The organism is Niabella sp. ZPM-14, from assembly GCF_055693045.2.
The window spans coordinates 2,293,504-2,311,330 of sequence record NZ_CM181148.1; the positions used below are offsets into that span (position 1 = coordinate 2,293,504).

Annotated in this window: 12 protein-coding genes; 7 read left to right on the top strand and 5 right to left on the bottom strand. The window is 47.7% G+C overall.

Annotated elements, in window-relative coordinates; translation table 11 throughout:
• Positions 1-10 precede the first annotated feature (10 nt).
• A complete protein-coding gene (locus tag ACU37H_RS09715) occupies positions 11-838 on the bottom strand; it encodes a heme/hemin ABC transporter substrate-binding protein (protein WP_472701718.1) in 828 nt (275 codons plus the stop codon).
• Between the two features lie 142 nt (positions 839-980).
• On the opposite strand from ACU37H_RS09715, the gene ACU37H_RS09720 reads away from it, so the two are divergent.
• Positions 981-1,544: a biliverdin-producing heme oxygenase gene (locus tag ACU37H_RS09720; protein ID WP_472701717.1), complete on the top strand. Its 564-nt coding sequence runs from the start codon at positions 981-983 to the stop codon at positions 1,542-1,544.
• A 150-nt stretch (positions 1,545-1,694) separates the two neighbouring features.
• Entirely contained in the window at positions 1,695-4,064 is a 2,370-nt protein-coding gene (locus ACU37H_RS09725) for a TonB-dependent receptor (RefSeq protein ID WP_472701716.1), read from the top strand.
• 200 nt (positions 4,065-4,264) lie between these two features.
• Here ACU37H_RS09725 and ACU37H_RS09730 read toward each other — a convergent pair whose 3' ends face one another.
• From ACU37H_RS09730 to ACU37H_RS09740, 3 genes are all read right to left on the bottom strand, one after another.
• Positions 4,265-6,343 (bottom strand): insulinase family protein, encoded by a 2,079-nt coding sequence (locus ACU37H_RS09730; RefSeq protein WP_472701715.1) that lies wholly within the window; start codon positions 6,341-6,343, stop codon positions 4,265-4,267.
• A gap of 97 nt (positions 6,344-6,440) precedes the next feature.
• Complete coding sequence (locus ACU37H_RS09735) at positions 6,441-7,760, bottom strand: M16 family metallopeptidase (protein WP_472701714.1); 1,320 nt, start codon at positions 7,758-7,760, stop codon at positions 6,441-6,443.
• A gap of 242 nt (positions 7,761-8,002) precedes the next feature.
• A complete protein-coding gene (locus tag ACU37H_RS09740) occupies positions 8,003-8,695 on the bottom strand; it encodes a hypothetical protein (RefSeq protein ID WP_472701713.1) in 693 nt (230 codons plus the stop codon).
• Positions 8,696-8,880: 185 nt separating this feature from the next.
• Between ACU37H_RS09740 and ACU37H_RS09745 the strand changes: the two genes are divergently transcribed.
• From ACU37H_RS09745 to ACU37H_RS09760, 4 genes are all read left to right on the top strand, one after another.
• Positions 8,881-10,629 (top strand): tetratricopeptide repeat protein, encoded by a 1,749-nt coding sequence (locus ACU37H_RS09745; RefSeq protein ID WP_472701712.1) that lies wholly within the window; start codon positions 8,881-8,883, stop codon positions 10,627-10,629.
• Between the two features lie 526 nt (positions 10,630-11,155).
• Positions 11,156-12,976 carry an RCC1 domain-containing protein gene (locus ACU37H_RS09750; RefSeq protein ID WP_472701711.1) on the top strand — a complete coding sequence of 607 codons (1,821 nt, stop codon included), beginning with the start codon at positions 11,156-11,158 and terminating at the stop codon, positions 12,974-12,976.
• A 231-nt stretch (positions 12,977-13,207) separates the two neighbouring features.
• The gene (locus ACU37H_RS09755; protein ID WP_472701710.1) at positions 13,208-13,930 is read left to right on the top strand and encodes a hypothetical protein; all 723 of its coding nucleotides are present in this window, start codon (positions 13,208-13,210) and stop codon (positions 13,928-13,930) included.
• Positions 13,931-14,048: 118 nt separating this feature from the next.
• Positions 14,049-14,534 carry a putative adhesin gene (locus tag ACU37H_RS09760; RefSeq protein ID WP_472701709.1) on the top strand — a complete coding sequence of 162 codons (486 nt, stop codon included), beginning with the start codon at positions 14,049-14,051 and terminating at the stop codon, positions 14,532-14,534.
• A 1,029-nt stretch (positions 14,535-15,563) separates the two neighbouring features.
• Here ACU37H_RS09760 and ACU37H_RS09765 read toward each other — a convergent pair.
• On the bottom strand, positions 15,564-15,722 hold the full coding sequence (locus ACU37H_RS09765; RefSeq protein ID WP_472701708.1) for a hypothetical protein: 159 nt from the start codon (positions 15,720-15,722) through the stop codon (positions 15,564-15,566).
• A 139-nt stretch (positions 15,723-15,861) separates the two neighbouring features.
• Here ACU37H_RS09765 and ACU37H_RS09770 point away from each other — a divergent pair, with 139 nt between their 5' ends.
• A complete protein-coding gene (locus ACU37H_RS09770) occupies positions 15,862-17,760 on the top strand; it encodes a choice-of-anchor Q domain-containing protein (RefSeq protein ID WP_472701707.1) in 1,899 nt (632 codons plus the stop codon).
• Positions 17,761-17,827 lie beyond the last annotated feature (67 nt).

Below are 17,827 nucleotides of genomic sequence, written 5' to 3' on the forward strand. Positions count from 1 at the left end.
CGCCTCTTAACTACAACATCAGTGCTTTGTGGAGCGAAATAATGGCCTGCGGAAGCCGGCTGGCAAAGTTGGTCAGCAGATGCGCATCCATGGCCACCACTCTCCCGTTTTTACCGGCATTGGTTAGTGATACGCCGGGCATAGACAACACCGCGGCCTTGCCGCCAAGGCTGCTTAATCCCATGTCAAACATCAAAATAACATCGGGGTTGGCCTTCACCAAAGCTTCCGTACTATAAGGTTTGAAATCGCTGAATGCTTTAATAACATTGGTTCCGCCGGCCAGCCGGATCATCGCATCAATGCTGTTGTCCTTCCCCGCAACGCTCATCATGCCTACACCGCGTGCATACAGGAACAATACCCGGGGTTGAGGCCCCTGGTATTTTTTTACGTAAGCCACCGCCTTTGCAGTGGCGGTAACGGTTTGACTCGCGAGTTGCTCGCCCTTTTTTGCGACACCCAATCCTTCCGCAATCTGCCTGATGAATCTTACCATTCCCCTGACTGAAAACTCCTGTCGGGTCAGGACCAGCCGAACGCCTGAAGCCTTCAGCTGATGCTGAATCGTGAGGGGTATATCAGCAGCCTCAGCTACCACTACCTCTGGGCGATAGGATAAAATGCCTTCGGCAGATACCGAACGATTGGAACTAACCCGTGGCAATTTCTTAACATAGCCGGGATATTCGCTGGTCACATCGACCGCCACGATCTGCTTACCCAGCCCAAGCGCGTCGACCGTTTCGGTATGGGCACTGCTCAGCGTGACGATGCGCTGGGCGCTTGCCCACACGCCATGACAAATGAAGAAAGCCAGTAACCCTGCCCGGAACATGGGCACAAAAAAAAGATATCCTGGTTGATAAAATAGCTGGCCGATTTAAATAATACAGTTTTCATACAAAAGAATACAGATCGCATAGATAATGCCATTGGATTACATCCAAATTTGTAGCCTTATTTTAAAAACAAAAAGTATGGTATCGGTTCAAATAAGAGAAATAACCAAAACAGCACATCAGCAATTAGAAAAGCGGGTCGTTCAAAAAATAAAAACTATTGAATCTCCTGCAGACTATGCCCGATTTTTAAAGTACTTCTATGCCTACTTCAATGCAGTGGAAAGATCCATCGCGCCATTTATCACCATCATCCTGCCCGATTATGAACAGCGGCGTACCAGCTCCTTCCTGAAGGCAGACATTGAGGCGCTGAACGCTACCACAGAGCAATTGCCCCGGGCGGAGGCGCCGTTGATCCACAACGCAGCCGAAGCCATAGGCGCACTTTACGTGTTGGAAGGTTCTATTATGGGAGGCCCCTATATCATCCAGATGCTGCAAAAGCGCGGTATTACGAAAGGGTTTTCGTTCTTCTCGGGTTACGGATCGGATGCCGGCCGCATGTGGAAGATCTTCCAGGATGTCATGAATGAGATCGGCCGGGAAGAACCGACCCGGCAACAGATCATGCAAAAAGCAGCCGAAACCTTTGAACGCTTTGGTCAGGTGTTCGAAGTCGAAGCGCTGGCGAGTAACTAGCGCATAAGGCTTTCGCCGCTTCCATTCCTGACTACTTTATACCCGACTGTATTATTTCCCTGGCACAACCAACGACACCTTCAAAAGTGCGGGTTTGCCTGTTTATCTGTCAGTGGCTTTACACGTAAGAGCGGATAATACTCAATTCATATGAACCGGATGAATCATTGTGGCATCATACTATGGCTGCTGTTGACCTGCCAGGTCGCCAGCAGCCAGCATCCGTCTTTAACATTATCCGGCCGCATTTTGAACCAGGATCATCAACCGTTGTCATTGGCGACGGTAGTGCTCGAGCCCGGACACCTGGAAGCAGTCACTACTAAAGAAGGGCGGTTTGTATTCCGGTCCTTATACCCCGGAACGTACCAGATCCGCTGCACTTCGGTCGGTTATGACCCTTATGAGGGTGCTGTTGACATCAAAGCCGACAGTGCCAATGACGCTACTATTCAGCTGGTAAAATCAGCCAGGTTGCTTAAAGGCGTAGCAGTGGAAGCGGCTGCCAACCGGCCACCGCCAGACAACCTGATTCGCGCAGAAAACAGCGCCATGCCCGTAAAGATCATCAGCCGCCGTATGATCGAATTGATGGGAAGCCGGCGATTGGATGAAGTGCTGAAAGAACAAACAGGGGTGGCCATTGTCAATAACGTGGGCGGCGGCTCGCGGTCGGTGGGCGTGCAGATGCAGGGTTTTGGCAGCGACTATGTCATGATCCTGATTGACGGTCAACCCATGCTGGGCCGGAACAGCGGCAATTTCGATCTGTCGCGTATCAGCGTGGCGAATGTGGAGCGCATCGAAATTATCAAAGGCGCGTCGTCCTGCTTGTATGGCAGTGAAGCGCTGGGCGGCGCCATCAATATCATTACCCGGCATGGGGCTGTACGTCCGCAGGCCCTGGCCAGCCTGAGCTACGGAAGCTTAAATATCACCGATGCGACCATCGAAGGAGAAACACCGTTTTATCATCAACGGGGATCCGCTTCCATTTCAGCAAACTATTATCACACGGACGGCTTCAATACCAACGAGTATATTCAATCAGGAACGACAGCGCCGCCTTATGACAATTATAGCTTACAGGGACGCCTTCGCTACCAGCTGGCTAAGAAAAGCGTTGCCGGTATGAGCGGCCGCTACGGTTTGCGCCGTTCGATCATGTCGAAGGATTGGGGCGATGGCCAGATCAGCAAAGACCACCAGGATGAAAAAGACCTGAACCTTTCGGGCACTTTTGACCATACGTTTTCCGGCAACATCAGAGCATTGACCCGCTATTATTTCACGCGTTATACCACCAACGAAAACCTTCGCTGGACGGGACAGTCTGGCAACGTCGCAGAAAATATTTTCGTACAGAACCTTCATCGCCTGGAACAGCAGTTCGCAAAAAAATGGACCGACCGGATGGAGCTGACTGCAGGAGTGGGCCTGACATACGAACAGATCAACAGCAAAAGCACCGGCGGCAAACAACAGCAAAGCGCCTCCTTCGCCTACCTGCAGGGACGCTGGGACCCGGGTAAGCTGTTTCAAATAACAGGAGGCCTCAGATACGATCACACCCGGTATTATGGCGGCAAACTCAGCCCCAGCCTGGGCCTGCAATACCAGGTAGTACCTTCATTAAAATTAAAAGCAGGTGTCGGGCCCGGTTTTAAGGCTCCGGATTTCCGGATGCTGTACCAGGTGTTTTATAATCCTACCGCCAATTATCTCGTCATCGGTAATGAAAGATTATTACCTACCCTTCAGTCTATGCAGGAGCAGGGAGGTATCAGCGAGATCAGAAATTATATCGTTCAACAACTCAGCAAAGGACTTCAACCGGAACGCAGCACCTCGTGGAATGCGGGATGGCTGTGGCAACCCACATCCAAAATTAAATGGGAGACCAGCTTTTTTTATCATAAGATCTACAACCAGATCGACGCTGTGCTGGTTGCCACCGGAACGGAGATCAGTCAGCTATTTTCTTACCGGAACCTGCCCCGCGCCACCAATAAAGGCATTGAGACAAGCGTTTCCGTGACACCGTTCTCCAACCTCGATATCAACGCAGGCTATCAATATCTTATTGCTAAGGATCTCAGTGTGGAGGATAGTATCCGCGCAGGCAACTGGCCTTACAGCATCAACATACATGATGCTAAAACGGGCAACTCGTTTGCGCCTCAGCCCTCAGATTACTGGGGTATTGAGAACCGGTCCAGGCATATGTTGAATTTGAAAATCCTGTATACCTACAGACCCTGGGACCTGAGCGTGAATGCGCGCCTCAATTATCGTGGTAAATATCCGTTCGGAGATTACAATGGGAATCAGTTTATCGACCGGTTTGATACTTTTGTTCCGGCGCAATCCCTGGTCAATATCACTTTTGAAAAGAAACTGTTGCAGCAGCACCTTAGCGTGAGGCTGACTATAGACAATCTTTTAAATTTCACCAGCATCTATATTCCGGGCCAGCCGGGCCGTGTGATCCTGGGCGGGTTGACGTACAGGTTATTTTAGTGGTGCGCAATGAGCAGTTAGCAATGGACCGTGGACCATAAGCGCTGATCTACACTTTTCTCTTTGTGTTTCTCTGCGTATTTTTTTGCGGTCTCCCTGGTAAAAAACATAAACGTAAAAATCTTATACGCCCAATAAAAAAGGGCTGAAGCGTTTGGGGATTACTAAACGCTTCAGCCCTGATTATTTCCTTACCCTATTTATTTGAAATCTTCGTCAGATACGCCTTCGTTGATCTTATAGTTGCTCATGGTCATATCGAATGATTGTCCCATCACGCTTTGCGACATAGAACCGGGCATTTTTACACCTCCTACGGTTACATATTGACTAAAATCCATCGTCTGCTCAATTTCCTGGCCCGCGGTCTTCACTTTAGATTCCATCCTGGTGAGCAAGCCGGAGTTAACAGAATAGTATTCTGTGGCGCTTTGCCCGCTGGGTTTGGTCACCACAATTTTGTAAGTGTCTTCACCATTTACTTTTTCCACGGTGGGCGCTGACAGCTTGTAACCTTCGGTATTGTAAAATTGTTGCTCGAAAACTCCTTTGTTGTCAGAATAGTTGGCGAGCATATCTGCATCCATTTCTTTTTTCTGGCCCATTTGAGACTGGTATCCCGTTTTACCATCATACACCATTTTCATCACGGTCATTCCCTGCACGCCTATCTCCATAAGGAACTTATTAGGTTTCATTTTCTTCATGACACCGCTCAACGACTGACCACTTACATTCATAGTCACGTCGGCGCTCACGCTATTTACTTTTTCCAGCGCTTCTTTTCCGCCTATAGCCGAAATGTATTTGTCTATCACTGCCTGGGCTGTGATGTTTTTGTCTACAGCCGCTGATGGTTTTGTTGCTTCTTCGGACACTGGTGTCGCGTAGATATCATACATCTTTACGGGGTACCCGAGCTTTTCCAGACCAGGTTTCACCGCAGCCGCTTTGCCCACTACCACGATTCTCGTGTCGGCACTGTTGAAATACTTCTGCGCTACCCGTTTGATATCCGCAACGGTAACAGCATTCAGCTTTTGCAGAAACGTGCGGTAATAATCTTTGGACAGGCCGTTGATCAGGATAGTGGTTGCGTACGTAGCTGTTGTCTGCGGATTTTCCATGCGTAACGCGAATGCACCGTTGTACACGGCTTTCGCAGTAGCCAGCTCTTCTGCCGACACTTTGCCTGCTCTCATATTTTCGATCTCGTGGATGATTTCTGCAACAGCGCTGTCCACTTTATCATTGCGAACCGAGGCGCCCGCGCTGAACATTGTTTGATAACGTCCTGATCCCACGTTACTGTAGCTTCCGTAAGTGAAGCCGTGCTTTTCACGCAGGTTCATAAACAACTTGCTTTCTGCACCACCACCCAGGATATGGTTCGCCAATGCCAGGGCATGATAATCGGGATTGTTATAAGGATTAGCGATCAGGTTGGCCACTTTGATCTCGCTCTGAACCGCAGAAGGCACATCGATCAGGTCGATCTCCGTTTTAGACGGATTGGCCACCGGAACGTTTTTAGCAATCGGTATTTTTTTACCCTTCCAGGTACCAAACGCTTTAGTAGCATAGGCTTTGGCCTGCTCCGGAGTAATATCTCCCACGAAAGTAAGAATGCCGCTTGCCGGGCTTAAGTATTGTTTGTACGCATCTTTCACGTCATCGATCGTCAGTCCTTCAGTACTTTCTATGGTCTGAAACTCACCGCTGGCAGTTTCTTTACCAAAAGCGATCGCGTTCACGACACGCGACGAGATCGCTTTGGCGTTCTTTTCAGAAGCTTTAAGTCCGGTGATCGCTTGCGACTTCAGTTTTTCAAAGTTTTCCTTTTTGAAAGCGGGATTGCGCAGGGCATCCGCCATTAGCATCAGGCTCGGCTCGAAATAACGGTTCAGTGCCGATACAAAGCCCCCGCCGGAATTTAACGATACGGTTGCGCCCATCATGTCGACCTTTTCATCAAACTGTTCTTTGCTCAGGCTGGTGGTGCCTTCGTTAAGCATGTCGCCCATAATGCCTATCACACCCGCTTTATCGCCTTCAATGATCTGGCCGCGGTCAGTGATCAGGCTTGCTGAAATTTTTGGTAACTTATGATCCTCGACCACTAATACGGTCATGCCGTTAGGCAATACAAATTTGGCCGGATCGGCAATCTTGATAGCAGGCGCAGGGCCGGCCTCGGGTTTTTTGCTTCTATCTATTGTTTGTGCAAATGCCGCCGTGAAAAAAAGCAGGGCGGTAGATGCGAGTAATATTTTTTTCATCCTTATATTTTTTAGTTTGTAGGCATCCATTCATTTATCATGTCTGATGTATGATGTATGATGTGTGATGTCTGATTTGTGATTTATGAGTTTAAGATTATTTTGCCGCTTCTTTTTTGGGCAAATAATAAATCACGACACGTTGGTTCTTGTTCAGGTATTTTTTGGCCACATCCTGGATATCCTGGCGGGTGATCGACTTAATAATATCCAGCTCGGTGTTCAGATGATTGGTGTTACCATGAAAAGTATATCCATTGGCGAGGCTTTCAGCAATACCCATCATGGTATTGTTGCCGCTCACGAAATCGTTCTCCGCCTGGTTTTGCAGCTTCGTAAACTCATCTTCCGAAATCAAAGAAGACTGTAACTTGGCTACTTCTTCGTCCATATCTGCCAGAAGGCTGTCGAGGTTTTGCTGTCCGTTTGGCAACGCAAACGTCAGGTAGGCACCATAATCTTCCAGGGTGTAATTGAATGCGGCTACCTGCAATGCATTTTGCTTCTGATCCACCATCTTCTTATACATGCGACTGCTGGCACCACCACTCAGGATCTGGGAAGCCATGTCCAGGGCTACCGCTTCGCGCGATTTCATGCCCGGCGTACGGTAGGCCGCTACGATGGCCGGGATCTGAATGTTATCGTCGTATGCGGTATCTACGATCTCCCGGTTGATCGCTGTTTCGCGGGCATCCACTCTTTCAATGGCCGGACCTTTTGGTATCGGACCAAAGTAGGCCTCTACCAGCTTTCTGGTTTTAACCGGATCGATATCACCGGCTACTACCAGTACCGCGTTGTTGGGCGCATAATATTTTTTGTTGAAAGCGAGGAAGTCCGGCAGCTTTGTGTTGTCCAGGTCTTCCATGCTGCCGATCACCGCCCAGCGGTAAGGGTGTTTGGTAAACAGCCTGGAGAACACGGAAGAGATCAGGTTACCGTAGGGCTGGTTATCTATTCTTAATCTTTTTTCCTCTTTTACGACTTCGTTCTGTGTTTTCACGCCCACTTCATTAATGACCGGGTGCATCAGGCGTTCACTTTCCAGCCATAACCCGGTTTCCAGCTGATTACTGGGAAACACCTCATAATAGTAGGTTCGGTCCTGCGTGGTATTGGCGTTGTTCTGTCCGCCATTTTGAGAAACGATTTTCATAAACTCTCCTCTTTGGATATTCTTGGATCCTTCAAAAAGGAGATGCTCAAAAAAATGCGCCATACCTGTATGGCCGATTTCTTCGTCTTTACTTCCCACGTGATACATGACCGATGTAACCACGACGGGTGCCTTATGGTCTTCATGAAGCACCACGTGCATGCCGTTACTCAAATCGAATTCTGTAAACTTTACTTTCTGAGCTGTGGCGGGTAACACTCCCATAAGCAGCAGAAAGCCCATGTTAATTTTTTTCATCCGTATTTTTGTTTTATATCCAGATAAAACGCGCTCCGGTTAGCGATCATCTTCGGGGTACGAAAAGTCTCGGTTCAATTTTATCTGCGTTGTTAACAATTGATTGCTTAAATAACAGTTGTTTGTTAGTTGAAACGAAGCTACCAAAAAAGCGAAGGATTACCATTACCGGTCATGTAATATTTTTTCCGGTTAGCACAAAGCCGGCGACAAAGGTCGTCCCCCCCAATGGCAGGAAAACGTCAGGCTACTGTATTGGCGATCAGGACAGCCAGCGTTCCCACCGCTAATCCCAGGTAATATTCGCGGGGCGTGTGCTCGGCAAGCAGCAGTCGCGACACGCCGACGAGACCCGTGATCAATAAGGCCAGTGCCACAAAAACGGTGATATTGGCGGATGACGGATCGATGGCCAGTACACATAGGAAAGCCGTTGCAGTGCCGAGCGCGATCCCGTGCATGCTGATCTTCAGGTAGATGTTGGCCAAAAGTCCCAGTGAAGAAGCCAGGAAAACGCTCAATGAAAATACCACGAGGTAATGAGGTACACCGGGCAATTCTCTCCATACATACCAGATCCAGAAATACCAGATGTTGCAGATAATAAAAGGAATGATGCGATCCTTCCGCTCTTTAAGCCGGATGGAACTGATCAGACTCAAACCCTTTAGGAGTAAGACACTGATCAGGGGAAAAAAGGTATAGTTGATAAAAGCGCGGCCCAGTGTCAGTGCTTTTTCGGGAAAACCCGCCCCTACAAATAAAAATGGCTCTACAAACAGGATAAACGCGATTACATACAACGGCACAAAGACCGGGTGAAATAAGTAAGACAGGAAATCAGCCAGCACTTTCAGCACAGGATGGACGCGGCGTTCGCGGCTATCATTGGCCTTTTGCAATCCCTCGGGCGTTATATAATATTGGGTAGACATAATTATCCCGGCAAAGTAATGGAATTATTTTGAAGCGGGAGATAGTCGGTGGACTATGGTCCATTGTCGATAGTCCATAGTTGATGGTCAATTGTCCATAGTCAATTTGCTGATTGCCCATTGCCTATCCCATCCATCCTCCCCACCATCTCCCTGATAATTACTATTTTTATGGCCTGCTGATTATGAAGATAAAACTAATATTATGCTACGCAATACTGCTTCTGAGCCTAGCTTCATGTAGTGAAGATGAGGATATACAGGCATATATCAGCGCCTGGAAAAAATCGGGAACCAATCAAAGCTATGCCGCACAGGTGTTTTTTGATTCACTACGCATCTATAAAGACGATATACCCAAAAGAAAACTGTACTGGACGCATATCCGCAAGCTTCATGACTATATTGAAAAACATCCCGACAGGAGATTGAAGGTCCGGTTGATGATGTTTGAAATAATGGCTGCGCGCGAACATGGTTTCCCTGAAAAGTATTACAATGCGATAGAAAAAGCCATTAAGTTGGCTTACCCTTTGGGAGATGCACAGCTCAATGCGGAGTTGTATAGTATCAGGGCCGATATTCCGCCCTCTGCGGAAACGCATCTGCTCTATAACCTGAAGGCCCTTGAAGTGCAACGAAAAATAGGGTTTGAATATTTCCCTTATACGCAAAACCGGTTCTATGGCGTGAGCGGTTCGCTGTTCGGACAGGAAAACTACCGGCAATCCATTAATTACGGGCTGCAGTTTTTCGACGTATGGGATCAGGACACCATGCACCGCGATCCGCGGGTCTATATATATCAATGCGACTTGTTAGGCACTGCCTACCGCCGGCTGCATCAGTATGACAGCTCGCGCTGGTTTTATTCCCAGATTATTAAGGTGCTTCAAAAAGAAAAAGACCCGGACAGAGCGGCTCTTTGGAAGGGCATCGCGCTGGGCAATATCGGCATCACTTATGCCAGTGAGGGCGCTTTTGACAAAGCCCGTCCGTTACTTACCCATTATCTGCAGCAAAGCTCGGCCACGCGAGATGTCCTCAACATGGCGATGGCAGAGAATGCCTTGGCGTCTTTTTATTTCAGGCAAAACAAATATGAGTCCGCCTATCAGTCCGCATCCCGCGCATCGGCGATTGCCAACCAAAACAACCTGTATGGAGAAATTATTAATGCCTGCGAGGTGTTGGGCCAGTACCATCAAAAATACAACCACACCGATAGCGCGATCTATTATTTTCAACGTTATTCAGACTACAAGGATATATTAAAAGACAGTGCCCGGAAAAGCGAACTGTCGGTTATCAAAGCGCAGATCGCATTTGATAACGTGCAGCATTCACTGGGCCAGGCTTTGTCGCTTGCCGGCCGTGAAAAGAGCATCCGTAATTCCCTCCTGGCATGCGTGGTTTTGTTAACGATTATTGCCTTATTGCTCTACAGCCGCAAACGGACGCGTGATCGCAACCGATTAGAGGAAATGGAGCGGCAACACACCGCGGCTTTGCAAAAGATCATCGATTCGAGGGAAAAGATAGCGCTTATCACCGGCCACCTGAAAGAAAAAAGCGACCTGGTGAATACCCTGCAGCAGGAGCTCGATAAAAAGCAGTCGGCGGCTTCCCTGTCTGCAGAACAGCTGCTCACCGCCCCCCTTATTACCGAGGAAGGGTGGGAGCATTTCAGAAGCGAATTTTCCAACGCTTACCCTGCCTTCTTTAATGCGCTACATGCCGCATCGGATAATATAACCCCCGCTATGGAGCGCCTGGCCGCGCTTATTTTTCTCCAGCTCACCAATTACCAGATTGCAGGCAGCCTGGGTATCAGCAAAGAGAGTGTGTCCAGGAGCAAGCGCCGCCTCAAAGCATCCCTCTGCCTTGATGAAGAAACCCGCCTTGAGGATTTTATAGCGCAACTCAATACTTAAAGCGCTCCATTCCTCGGGACGTCCTCGCCTCGAACCAGGATGCTATCGCCTTCTGGCGATTTTTTCAGGACAAACTTAGCGGCCTTAATCTTCGAAGTACAGACAGACGGTCTCCTTTTCGAAAGAGGCCGTTCCTTGTCATCTTTGCCTGCCCGAATAGTACAGGCGGGCCTGCCCGAATGGTATAGGCGGGCCTGCCCAAATGTTCAGGCGGCCTGCCAGAGGCGTGAAACTAGTCATACACTATTTGCACACCCCTGGCACTTCTGCGCTCACACCCAAACATATTCAATTGATATTAAATATGTTATGTGCTTGTCCTCAAATTGTCCGCCCTGTTGTCCCTGCTTTGTCCGTCCCCAAAAAAGCATTGACCCTATTTTCCTGCCACCTTTATATCGTTGTGAAACCCTGCTTGTCGCCCGCCCCGTACGGATGGTTGAGGAGCTTATCCACAGAGACTCCGGAAGGTTCAGGCTGGCAGACACTTTTTAAATTAAAACCGAACTGAAATAAACTAAAACATATGCAACTCAATCACATTTTTCTGATTTTGATGTTCTCGCTGGGAGCGGCAGCCTGTAGCAAAAAAGATATCCGCGCGCTGCGCGACGAGCTCAATGATCTCAAAGGCCGGGTGGCCAATATTGAAGATAAGATCAGCACGATCAATACAGATATCACCTCGCTCCAACAGATCACCGAGGCCCTTCAGAAAAAAGTAAGCATTGTTTCCTACACCGCCACGGGTAGCGGCTATGAGCTGCTCATGAGCGATGGCTCCACGATCACGCTTACCAACGGACTGAACGGTCAAAATGGTCAGGATGGTAAAAACGGTGTGGATGCACCCAGGATCGGTGTGAAGCAGGATACAGATGGCCGTTACTACTGGACACTGGCAGGTGAATTTCTCCTACAGAACGGGCATAAGATACCCGTTACGGGCAACGATGGAAAAGACGGGAAAGACGGTGCCGACGGAAAAGATGGTGTCGATGGGAAAGATGGTGTTGACGGAGCCGACGGACAGGACGGGGCGGATGGCGTGAACGGCCAGAATGGCAAAGACGGTATCGATGGCGCCAACGGCGTTACCCCTGTTTTACAGGTCAACAGCAGCAACCAATGGATGATCAGCTACGATGGGGGCAACACCTGGGTATTGATCAAAGATGCAATGGGTAACCCTGTACCGGCAACCGGACCCGAGGGCAAACAAGGCGAAACAGGCCCACAGGGGCCGGAAGGCATGACCGGTTTTGAAATTACTGAATCGGGCGACTATGTTACCATTACCTATATGGGCTTAAGCTATACCCTGCCCAGGGCCAAATGGCAGGTTGTAGCGGGGTACTACTATACCCTGCTGCTGAGCCCCGGTGGTAACCTGTATGCAACAGGCCAGAACGACTTTGGCCAACTGGGTACAGGCGACAATAACAATCGAAACAGCTTTGTAAAAGTAGCCGAATACGTAACTGCTGTCGCTGCGGGCTATGATCACAGCCTGATTTTAAAGACCGATGGAAGTTTGTATGCAACAGGACTGAACAATGACGGCCAGTTCGGCACGGGCAATAAGAACAACAGCAATATTTTTATAAAAGTAACGGACCAGGTAACTGCCATTGCCGCGGGCGGCGGCCACAGCCTGATACTCAAAACCGATGGCAGCCTGTATGCAACCGGCAGAAATACGTCCGGCCAATTGGGTACTGGAAACAACAGTATGCTCCTCAGTTTTACAAAAATTACCGACCAGGTAAAGGCTATCTCCGCAGGCCTGGATCATAGCCTGGTAGTAAAAACAGACGGTAGTCTTTACGCTATGGGAAAGAATGAATACGGCCAGCTAGGTACTGGCGATAATAACGACCGCAATATTCCCGTGAAAATTACGGGCAATGTAGCTGCTATTGCAACAGGCAGACGCAGCAGTCTGATACTCAAAACAACCGGCGTTCTCTATGCAACAGGAGAAAATGGAACTGGCCAGCTTGGTGTTGGTCACTATAATCACCTGAATAGCCCGACAGAAGTTACCAATAACGTAACCGCTATCGACGCCGGTGTCTATCATAGCCTTATTATTAAAAAAACGGGCGAATTATATAGCACCGGCGCAAACGCCCAGGGTCAATTAGGCACCGGCAATTATAGGTATCGCAAAAGTTTCGAAAAAGTTTCAGGAAAAGTGGCCTCCATCGCAGCCGGCGGTTATTTTACAATGGTATTACGGCCGGACAATTCGCTGTATGCAGTAGGAAATAATAATTATGGTGAGCTGGGTACCGGCGATAATAACGATCGCCTGAATTTTACTAAAATAGATTTGCCGGAATAGAGGGAAGCAGGAAGTCCGAAGTTGGGAAGCCACAAATGCCTCTCGCTGTCAACCTGAGCTTGTCGAAAGGGGGGAGTAACGGATGATGGGGGGTCCGGAAGTCAGAAGTCCGGGGTCGGAGCTCAGGGGCTGAAAGGATCACTGCCCATTGTTTGCTGTGTTCTTCCGGCAGATTAGTTCGATGCTAGAAATATTTCACATTCATTAATTAATCATATAAATATTAAAACTATGGGAAAAAGTCCAGACTTACAGAAGTCCATGAAAAAAAACGAGGAGGCGCGAAAAGCGATTGCTGACTCAATTAACCTGGCAGAAAAAGATCTCGGTAACACAGAGCAAAAAGCTAAAGATTACATCAACAAACATACAGAAGGTATAATCCAAATACTGGCGACGAAAAACGACTCTTATTCGAAATATTCAGACGATTATAGCCTTAACGCGTTAGACAGTATCGTTGATGCTACCAGTAACACAGCAAAAGATCTTGTTAGTGCACAAGACAATAGCACCAAAGCTTCGAAAGCAATCGGAAATATTGGCGAAGTAGTGAAAGCAACGTTAGAGCTTTTCTCCACAAGCTCCAGTGTAAACCAAGAGGCGGAAGTTATCTTCAACCTACTTAGATCTGGAGATGACAATTTTGTCATCTACTTCTCTTGCAATTCAATGAACGTTAAATGTAAAACGGCTTATGGAAATAAAGAAATTGTTGTTGTGTCCAATATGTATCTTTTAGCAATGGTCAACTCAAACAGGAAAATTAGTGAGGCAGAAATACTTCAACACAATTTAGATACGTTAGTTAAACTGAATAAACGATTGGATGATATTATCTTAACCACTGAAACTCCAGAGGGCCTTGGGCAACTGTCACTGATACGAAGAAAAATTAAGATTATTCAAGATAATATAACAGCAGAGCTAAAGGAGCTTGAAGAAAAGCTATAGATACAAGCGATTCTCATTGCAGATGGATATATTTATTTTATTCTTGATGAAAAATCTTCTTAAAAATTCTCTTACTGAACCTCATTCAATGTTTCGATAACTAATTAAAACAAAACTTATGAGTATACAAATTAATGACGCCGATTTAGTGCTTTTTGGGCATGGCGGATACTTTGGAGGAAGCCTTAATACGGTACTTCCGTATAATATCAATTTATATATTTTGCCACCGTTGGGGTATATTTTGATGACAGAAGTGGCCGAGGCGCTAATAAAACAACAAAAAATTGATACATTAACCCTGCATCATGACAATAATCATGGTGATTCAACAATTATTCCACCATCGAAAATTTACGAAGGGGGTTTGGCTGCCCCTAATTTGAAACTGTATCCTCTCGGCGATCTAACGGGCTGGGGTATTGGAATTACAGGGGAAAAAAGAAATGTCGTTACCGTTGGAAACCCAACCTTCCTGTCCGAATTAATTAAAACTGATGAAAAAATAAGAGCAGCGTTAAATGAGCTCCCGAAGGACAAAAAGCTAAACCTATACTGGTCGGCCTGCGCTGCCCAAGTTAAGGGAAATTATTGCAGTCTATAAGCGTTGCATGCTGTTATGTCTGATTTGTGATCAGTTCAAAGGCAGCTTAACTATCAGAAAGTATGTCATTTGGTTTATACCACACGTCAGTTCAAGACTTATAGCAGTTAGAATTTACTTAAAAGCTTCTAATTCATAGCATTTGGACTTTTAGCTGCTTTGGTATAAACACCCTATAAAGACGCCACCTCACAGGTTTTGAAAACCTGTGAGGTTTTTTTAAAAAGCGCCTGATGTGTTCAACGAAAAATTACTCCGGGTCAAGAGCGAGTCACTTATACATCTGCCAGATATCCTGATTTTGTCCCTCTTTTGTCCAGAGTATTATTTGGAAATGCCTTCTTCTGTCGCCATATTACACTTGTGAAGCACTCTAATCATACCCAGATCATCTTCCTGATCCTGCTTGTTGCCCTGCTCCTGCTATGGGCTATCTGGTGCTATTTTGATCAGCGGCTGCCCGATTATTGAACGGGCTTACTTCATTAGTAATGTCAATCACCATATTTTACATATCCGCACCCACCTCCCACCTCCGTTCACGCAGCTTTTACCTTCGCCGGCGCAGGTTGCAGCTTCAACAGTGCAGGTTTTTGCTTGAACAACGCAGGATTCAGGTACCCTGACCTACCTACAAAGCTTCGCTGGCGAAGGTCTTTAGCTTCGCCGTCGAAGCATCAAAGGTACCTCCCCCCACCTGTGGGGGTACCCCTCCCCACCTATCGTGCTGAAACAACGCAGGATAAAGGCGGATCTACCCGGCTTTCAGGCGTGCGATCCCACCTTCCGACCAGAAGCGGCAGGAAAAAAAACACCGTTAACGGAGCTCCTGGCCCGCCTGAATGAGTTTTTCCGGGCAGGCGCAGTCAGAACAACGGCCACAAGACTGTTCGTTCGTTCCCTCGCATCCACCTCTCTCACCTTCATCATGAAATCGTACATCGTACATCCTGCATCGTACATCCCACATCAGACATCGTACATCCTACATCAGACATCATACATCTTATATCCTACACCCCACATCAGTCACCCTACCCGTGTTGTCCGGGTTTTGTCCGCCTGCTGTCCGCGCTTAGTCCCTGCCCATTTTTGGAAAGTAGCGGCGTAGTGGAGCAACTTTACGCAATGTGTGTGATCACCCTGCAACAGCGTCATGTCGTGCTTCTTGTGTGTGGTTGCTTTCATTGTCCCGCTGAGTTTATTAAAGGGTCGTTGGAATGGGCCTTGGCAGGCTCAGCCTGACAGGTATTAATTAACACACTCACCGCAAAGCCGCTGTGCTGAAGCACTGTTAATCTCATCTATCATCTTTAAAAATGCAGTAATGTTTTCAAAACTTGTTACGCTCACTCTTGCCCTTTTCCTGTGCGCCCCTTCGCTCTTTTCCCAGGTATTATATGTTAGCGGCGGGGCCACTGGCGCCAACGACGGCAGCAGCTGGCAAAATGCCTATACCAGCCTGAGCGCCGCGCTGGCCGCCGCCCAAACGAACACAGCTATCACACAGGTTTGGGTAGCCGAAGGAACCTATTACCCGTCGTCAACCAATAACAGGGACGACTTTTTCAATTTGAAAAGGAATAACCTCCGGTTTTATGGCGGCTTTGCGGGAAATGAAACAGCGCCGGAACAGCGTAATATAACTGCACACCCTACCATCCTGAGTGGCAATATCGGAAATGCCGCGTCCAATACGGATAACAGTTATCACATCATGGTGATCGAGATAGACCCGCAACAACCGGCAGCAATCGACAACACGCTGATGATTGATGGTTTCACTTTTTCTGACGGCAATGCCAATGCCGGGTCTGTTTTCAACAATCTGTATCCACGCTACTCCGGCAGTGCCATTTTTATTTCCTGTAGCTTCAACTCCATCAACATCACCCCCTTGATCAGGAACTGTTCCTTTATCAACAACCGGGGCTTCTCAAGCGGAGCCGTCGCTTATTTCGGCGTCTCTACAACCGGCAACACGTTTCGTTTGGAAGACTGCCTGTTCCAGAATAACTATGCAGGCTACAGCGGAGCAGCGATTGACGTGATGCAGCTGGCAGCGGCAGGCTACGGTGTTGATGGCGTTTTTGATGTAGCTGTTGAGGATTGCCGCTTTATCGGGAATGTGGTCGACAATTTCTCCCAGGGAGGCGCCAACGGCGGTGTGGGCGCAGGTATTCACACCTTCGGCGAAGGCAACTTATTCGTTAACCGGTCAGCATTTATTAATAACACCATCGGCAGCTTTACTTCGTTTGCCGGAGCTTATAAAGGGACGGCTATCGCCGTTCTAAACGGGGGCTACGCAGCTATCGTTAACACATTGGGCTATGCTGATAACAATTACGTTCCGTTATACAACCTGGAGTCGAACCTTAACCTGGTCAACAGCACTTTTTACAACCCCTCCGCTGCCGTACTGGATATGAATACCCCGGATGCTAACCATATCATCAACTCTATATTATGGACCGGCGATGAAAATGCCGATGTGATGACTGTGAGCGGAGGAACCGCCGCCATTAATGTTGTTTATTCTATTTTAAATGAGAACTACCAGGGGACGCCTACATTGATCGAGGCTTTGCATACAGGCCCGCTATTTACCAATCCGGCTGCAGGCAACTTCTCCTTACGGCAAGGTAGCCCCGCCATTAACAGTGGTAATAACGAGTTTTATACAGAAAGTGACATGGGCACAACCGACCAGGCCGGCAATGCCCGCCTGCGGAACACGACTATCGACAGGGGAGCATATGAATATGCAGGTGCCTTGCCGGTCTACTTCGGCTCTGTTCAAGCCTCGATCAACAATAACATGTTACATATTAACTGGACTACACAAATAGAAAGTAATAATGATCACTTTGAGATAGAGGTTTCAGGAGATGGGAAAAAATTTCACCGTATAGTAAAAATTTATTCAAAAGCAAAGGATGGAACTTCACTATTACCGCTGCAATACCAATACCAGGCGAGCCTGGGCGACGCCATGAGCGCATTGGGCATAACCAGCATGACATTCCTGTTCCTTTTATCATGGGCGGGCAGAAGAAGATGGCTTACCCTGCTGATCTTTTTTGCAGGAGCCCTACTCTTCAGTTGTTCCAAAAGGGATGCGTCTTTCAACAGCGCAGATCAATCAATATATCTCCGCATTGCCCAGGTGGATAAAGACGGAGGTAAAGAATATAGTAAGACGATAAAAGTCACCGCTGAATAAAGCGGAATGGTACACATCTGCTTTAGACAGTTTAATATTTATAGATCTCCAGAGGCTATAGTCCATC

Coding starts and splice junctions, on each gene's coding strand:
- ACU37H_RS09715 (WP_472701718.1), bottom strand. CDS start 838: ATGTTCCGGGCAGGGTTACTGGCTTTCTTCATTTGTCATGGCGTGTGG.
- ACU37H_RS09720 (WP_472701717.1), top strand. CDS start 981: ATGGTATCGGTTCAAATAAGAGAAATAACCAAAACAGCACATCAGCAA.
- ACU37H_RS09725 (WP_472701716.1), top strand. CDS start 1,695: ATGAACCGGATGAATCATTGTGGCATCATACTATGGCTGCTGTTGACC.
- ACU37H_RS09730 (WP_472701715.1), bottom strand. CDS start 6,343: ATGAAAAAAATATTACTCGCATCTACCGCCCTGCTTTTTTTCACGGCG.
- ACU37H_RS09735 (WP_472701714.1), bottom strand. CDS start 7,760: ATGAAAAAAATTAACATGGGCTTTCTGCTGCTTATGGGAGTGTTACCC.
- ACU37H_RS09740 (WP_472701713.1), bottom strand. CDS start 8,695: ATGTCTACCCAATATTATATAACGCCCGAGGGATTGCAAAAGGCCAAT.
- ACU37H_RS09745 (WP_472701712.1), top strand. CDS start 8,881: ATGAAGATAAAACTAATATTATGCTACGCAATACTGCTTCTGAGCCTA.
- ACU37H_RS09750 (WP_472701711.1), top strand. CDS start 11,156: ATGCAACTCAATCACATTTTTCTGATTTTGATGTTCTCGCTGGGAGCG.
- ACU37H_RS09755 (WP_472701710.1), top strand. CDS start 13,208: ATGGGAAAAAGTCCAGACTTACAGAAGTCCATGAAAAAAAACGAGGAG.
- ACU37H_RS09760 (WP_472701709.1), top strand. CDS start 14,049: ATGAGTATACAAATTAATGACGCCGATTTAGTGCTTTTTGGGCATGGC.
- ACU37H_RS09765 (WP_472701708.1), bottom strand. CDS start 15,722: ATGAAAGCAACCACACACAAGAAGCACGACATGACGCTGTTGCAGGGT.
- ACU37H_RS09770 (WP_472701707.1), top strand. CDS start 15,862: ATGTTTTCAAAACTTGTTACGCTCACTCTTGCCCTTTTCCTGTGCGCC.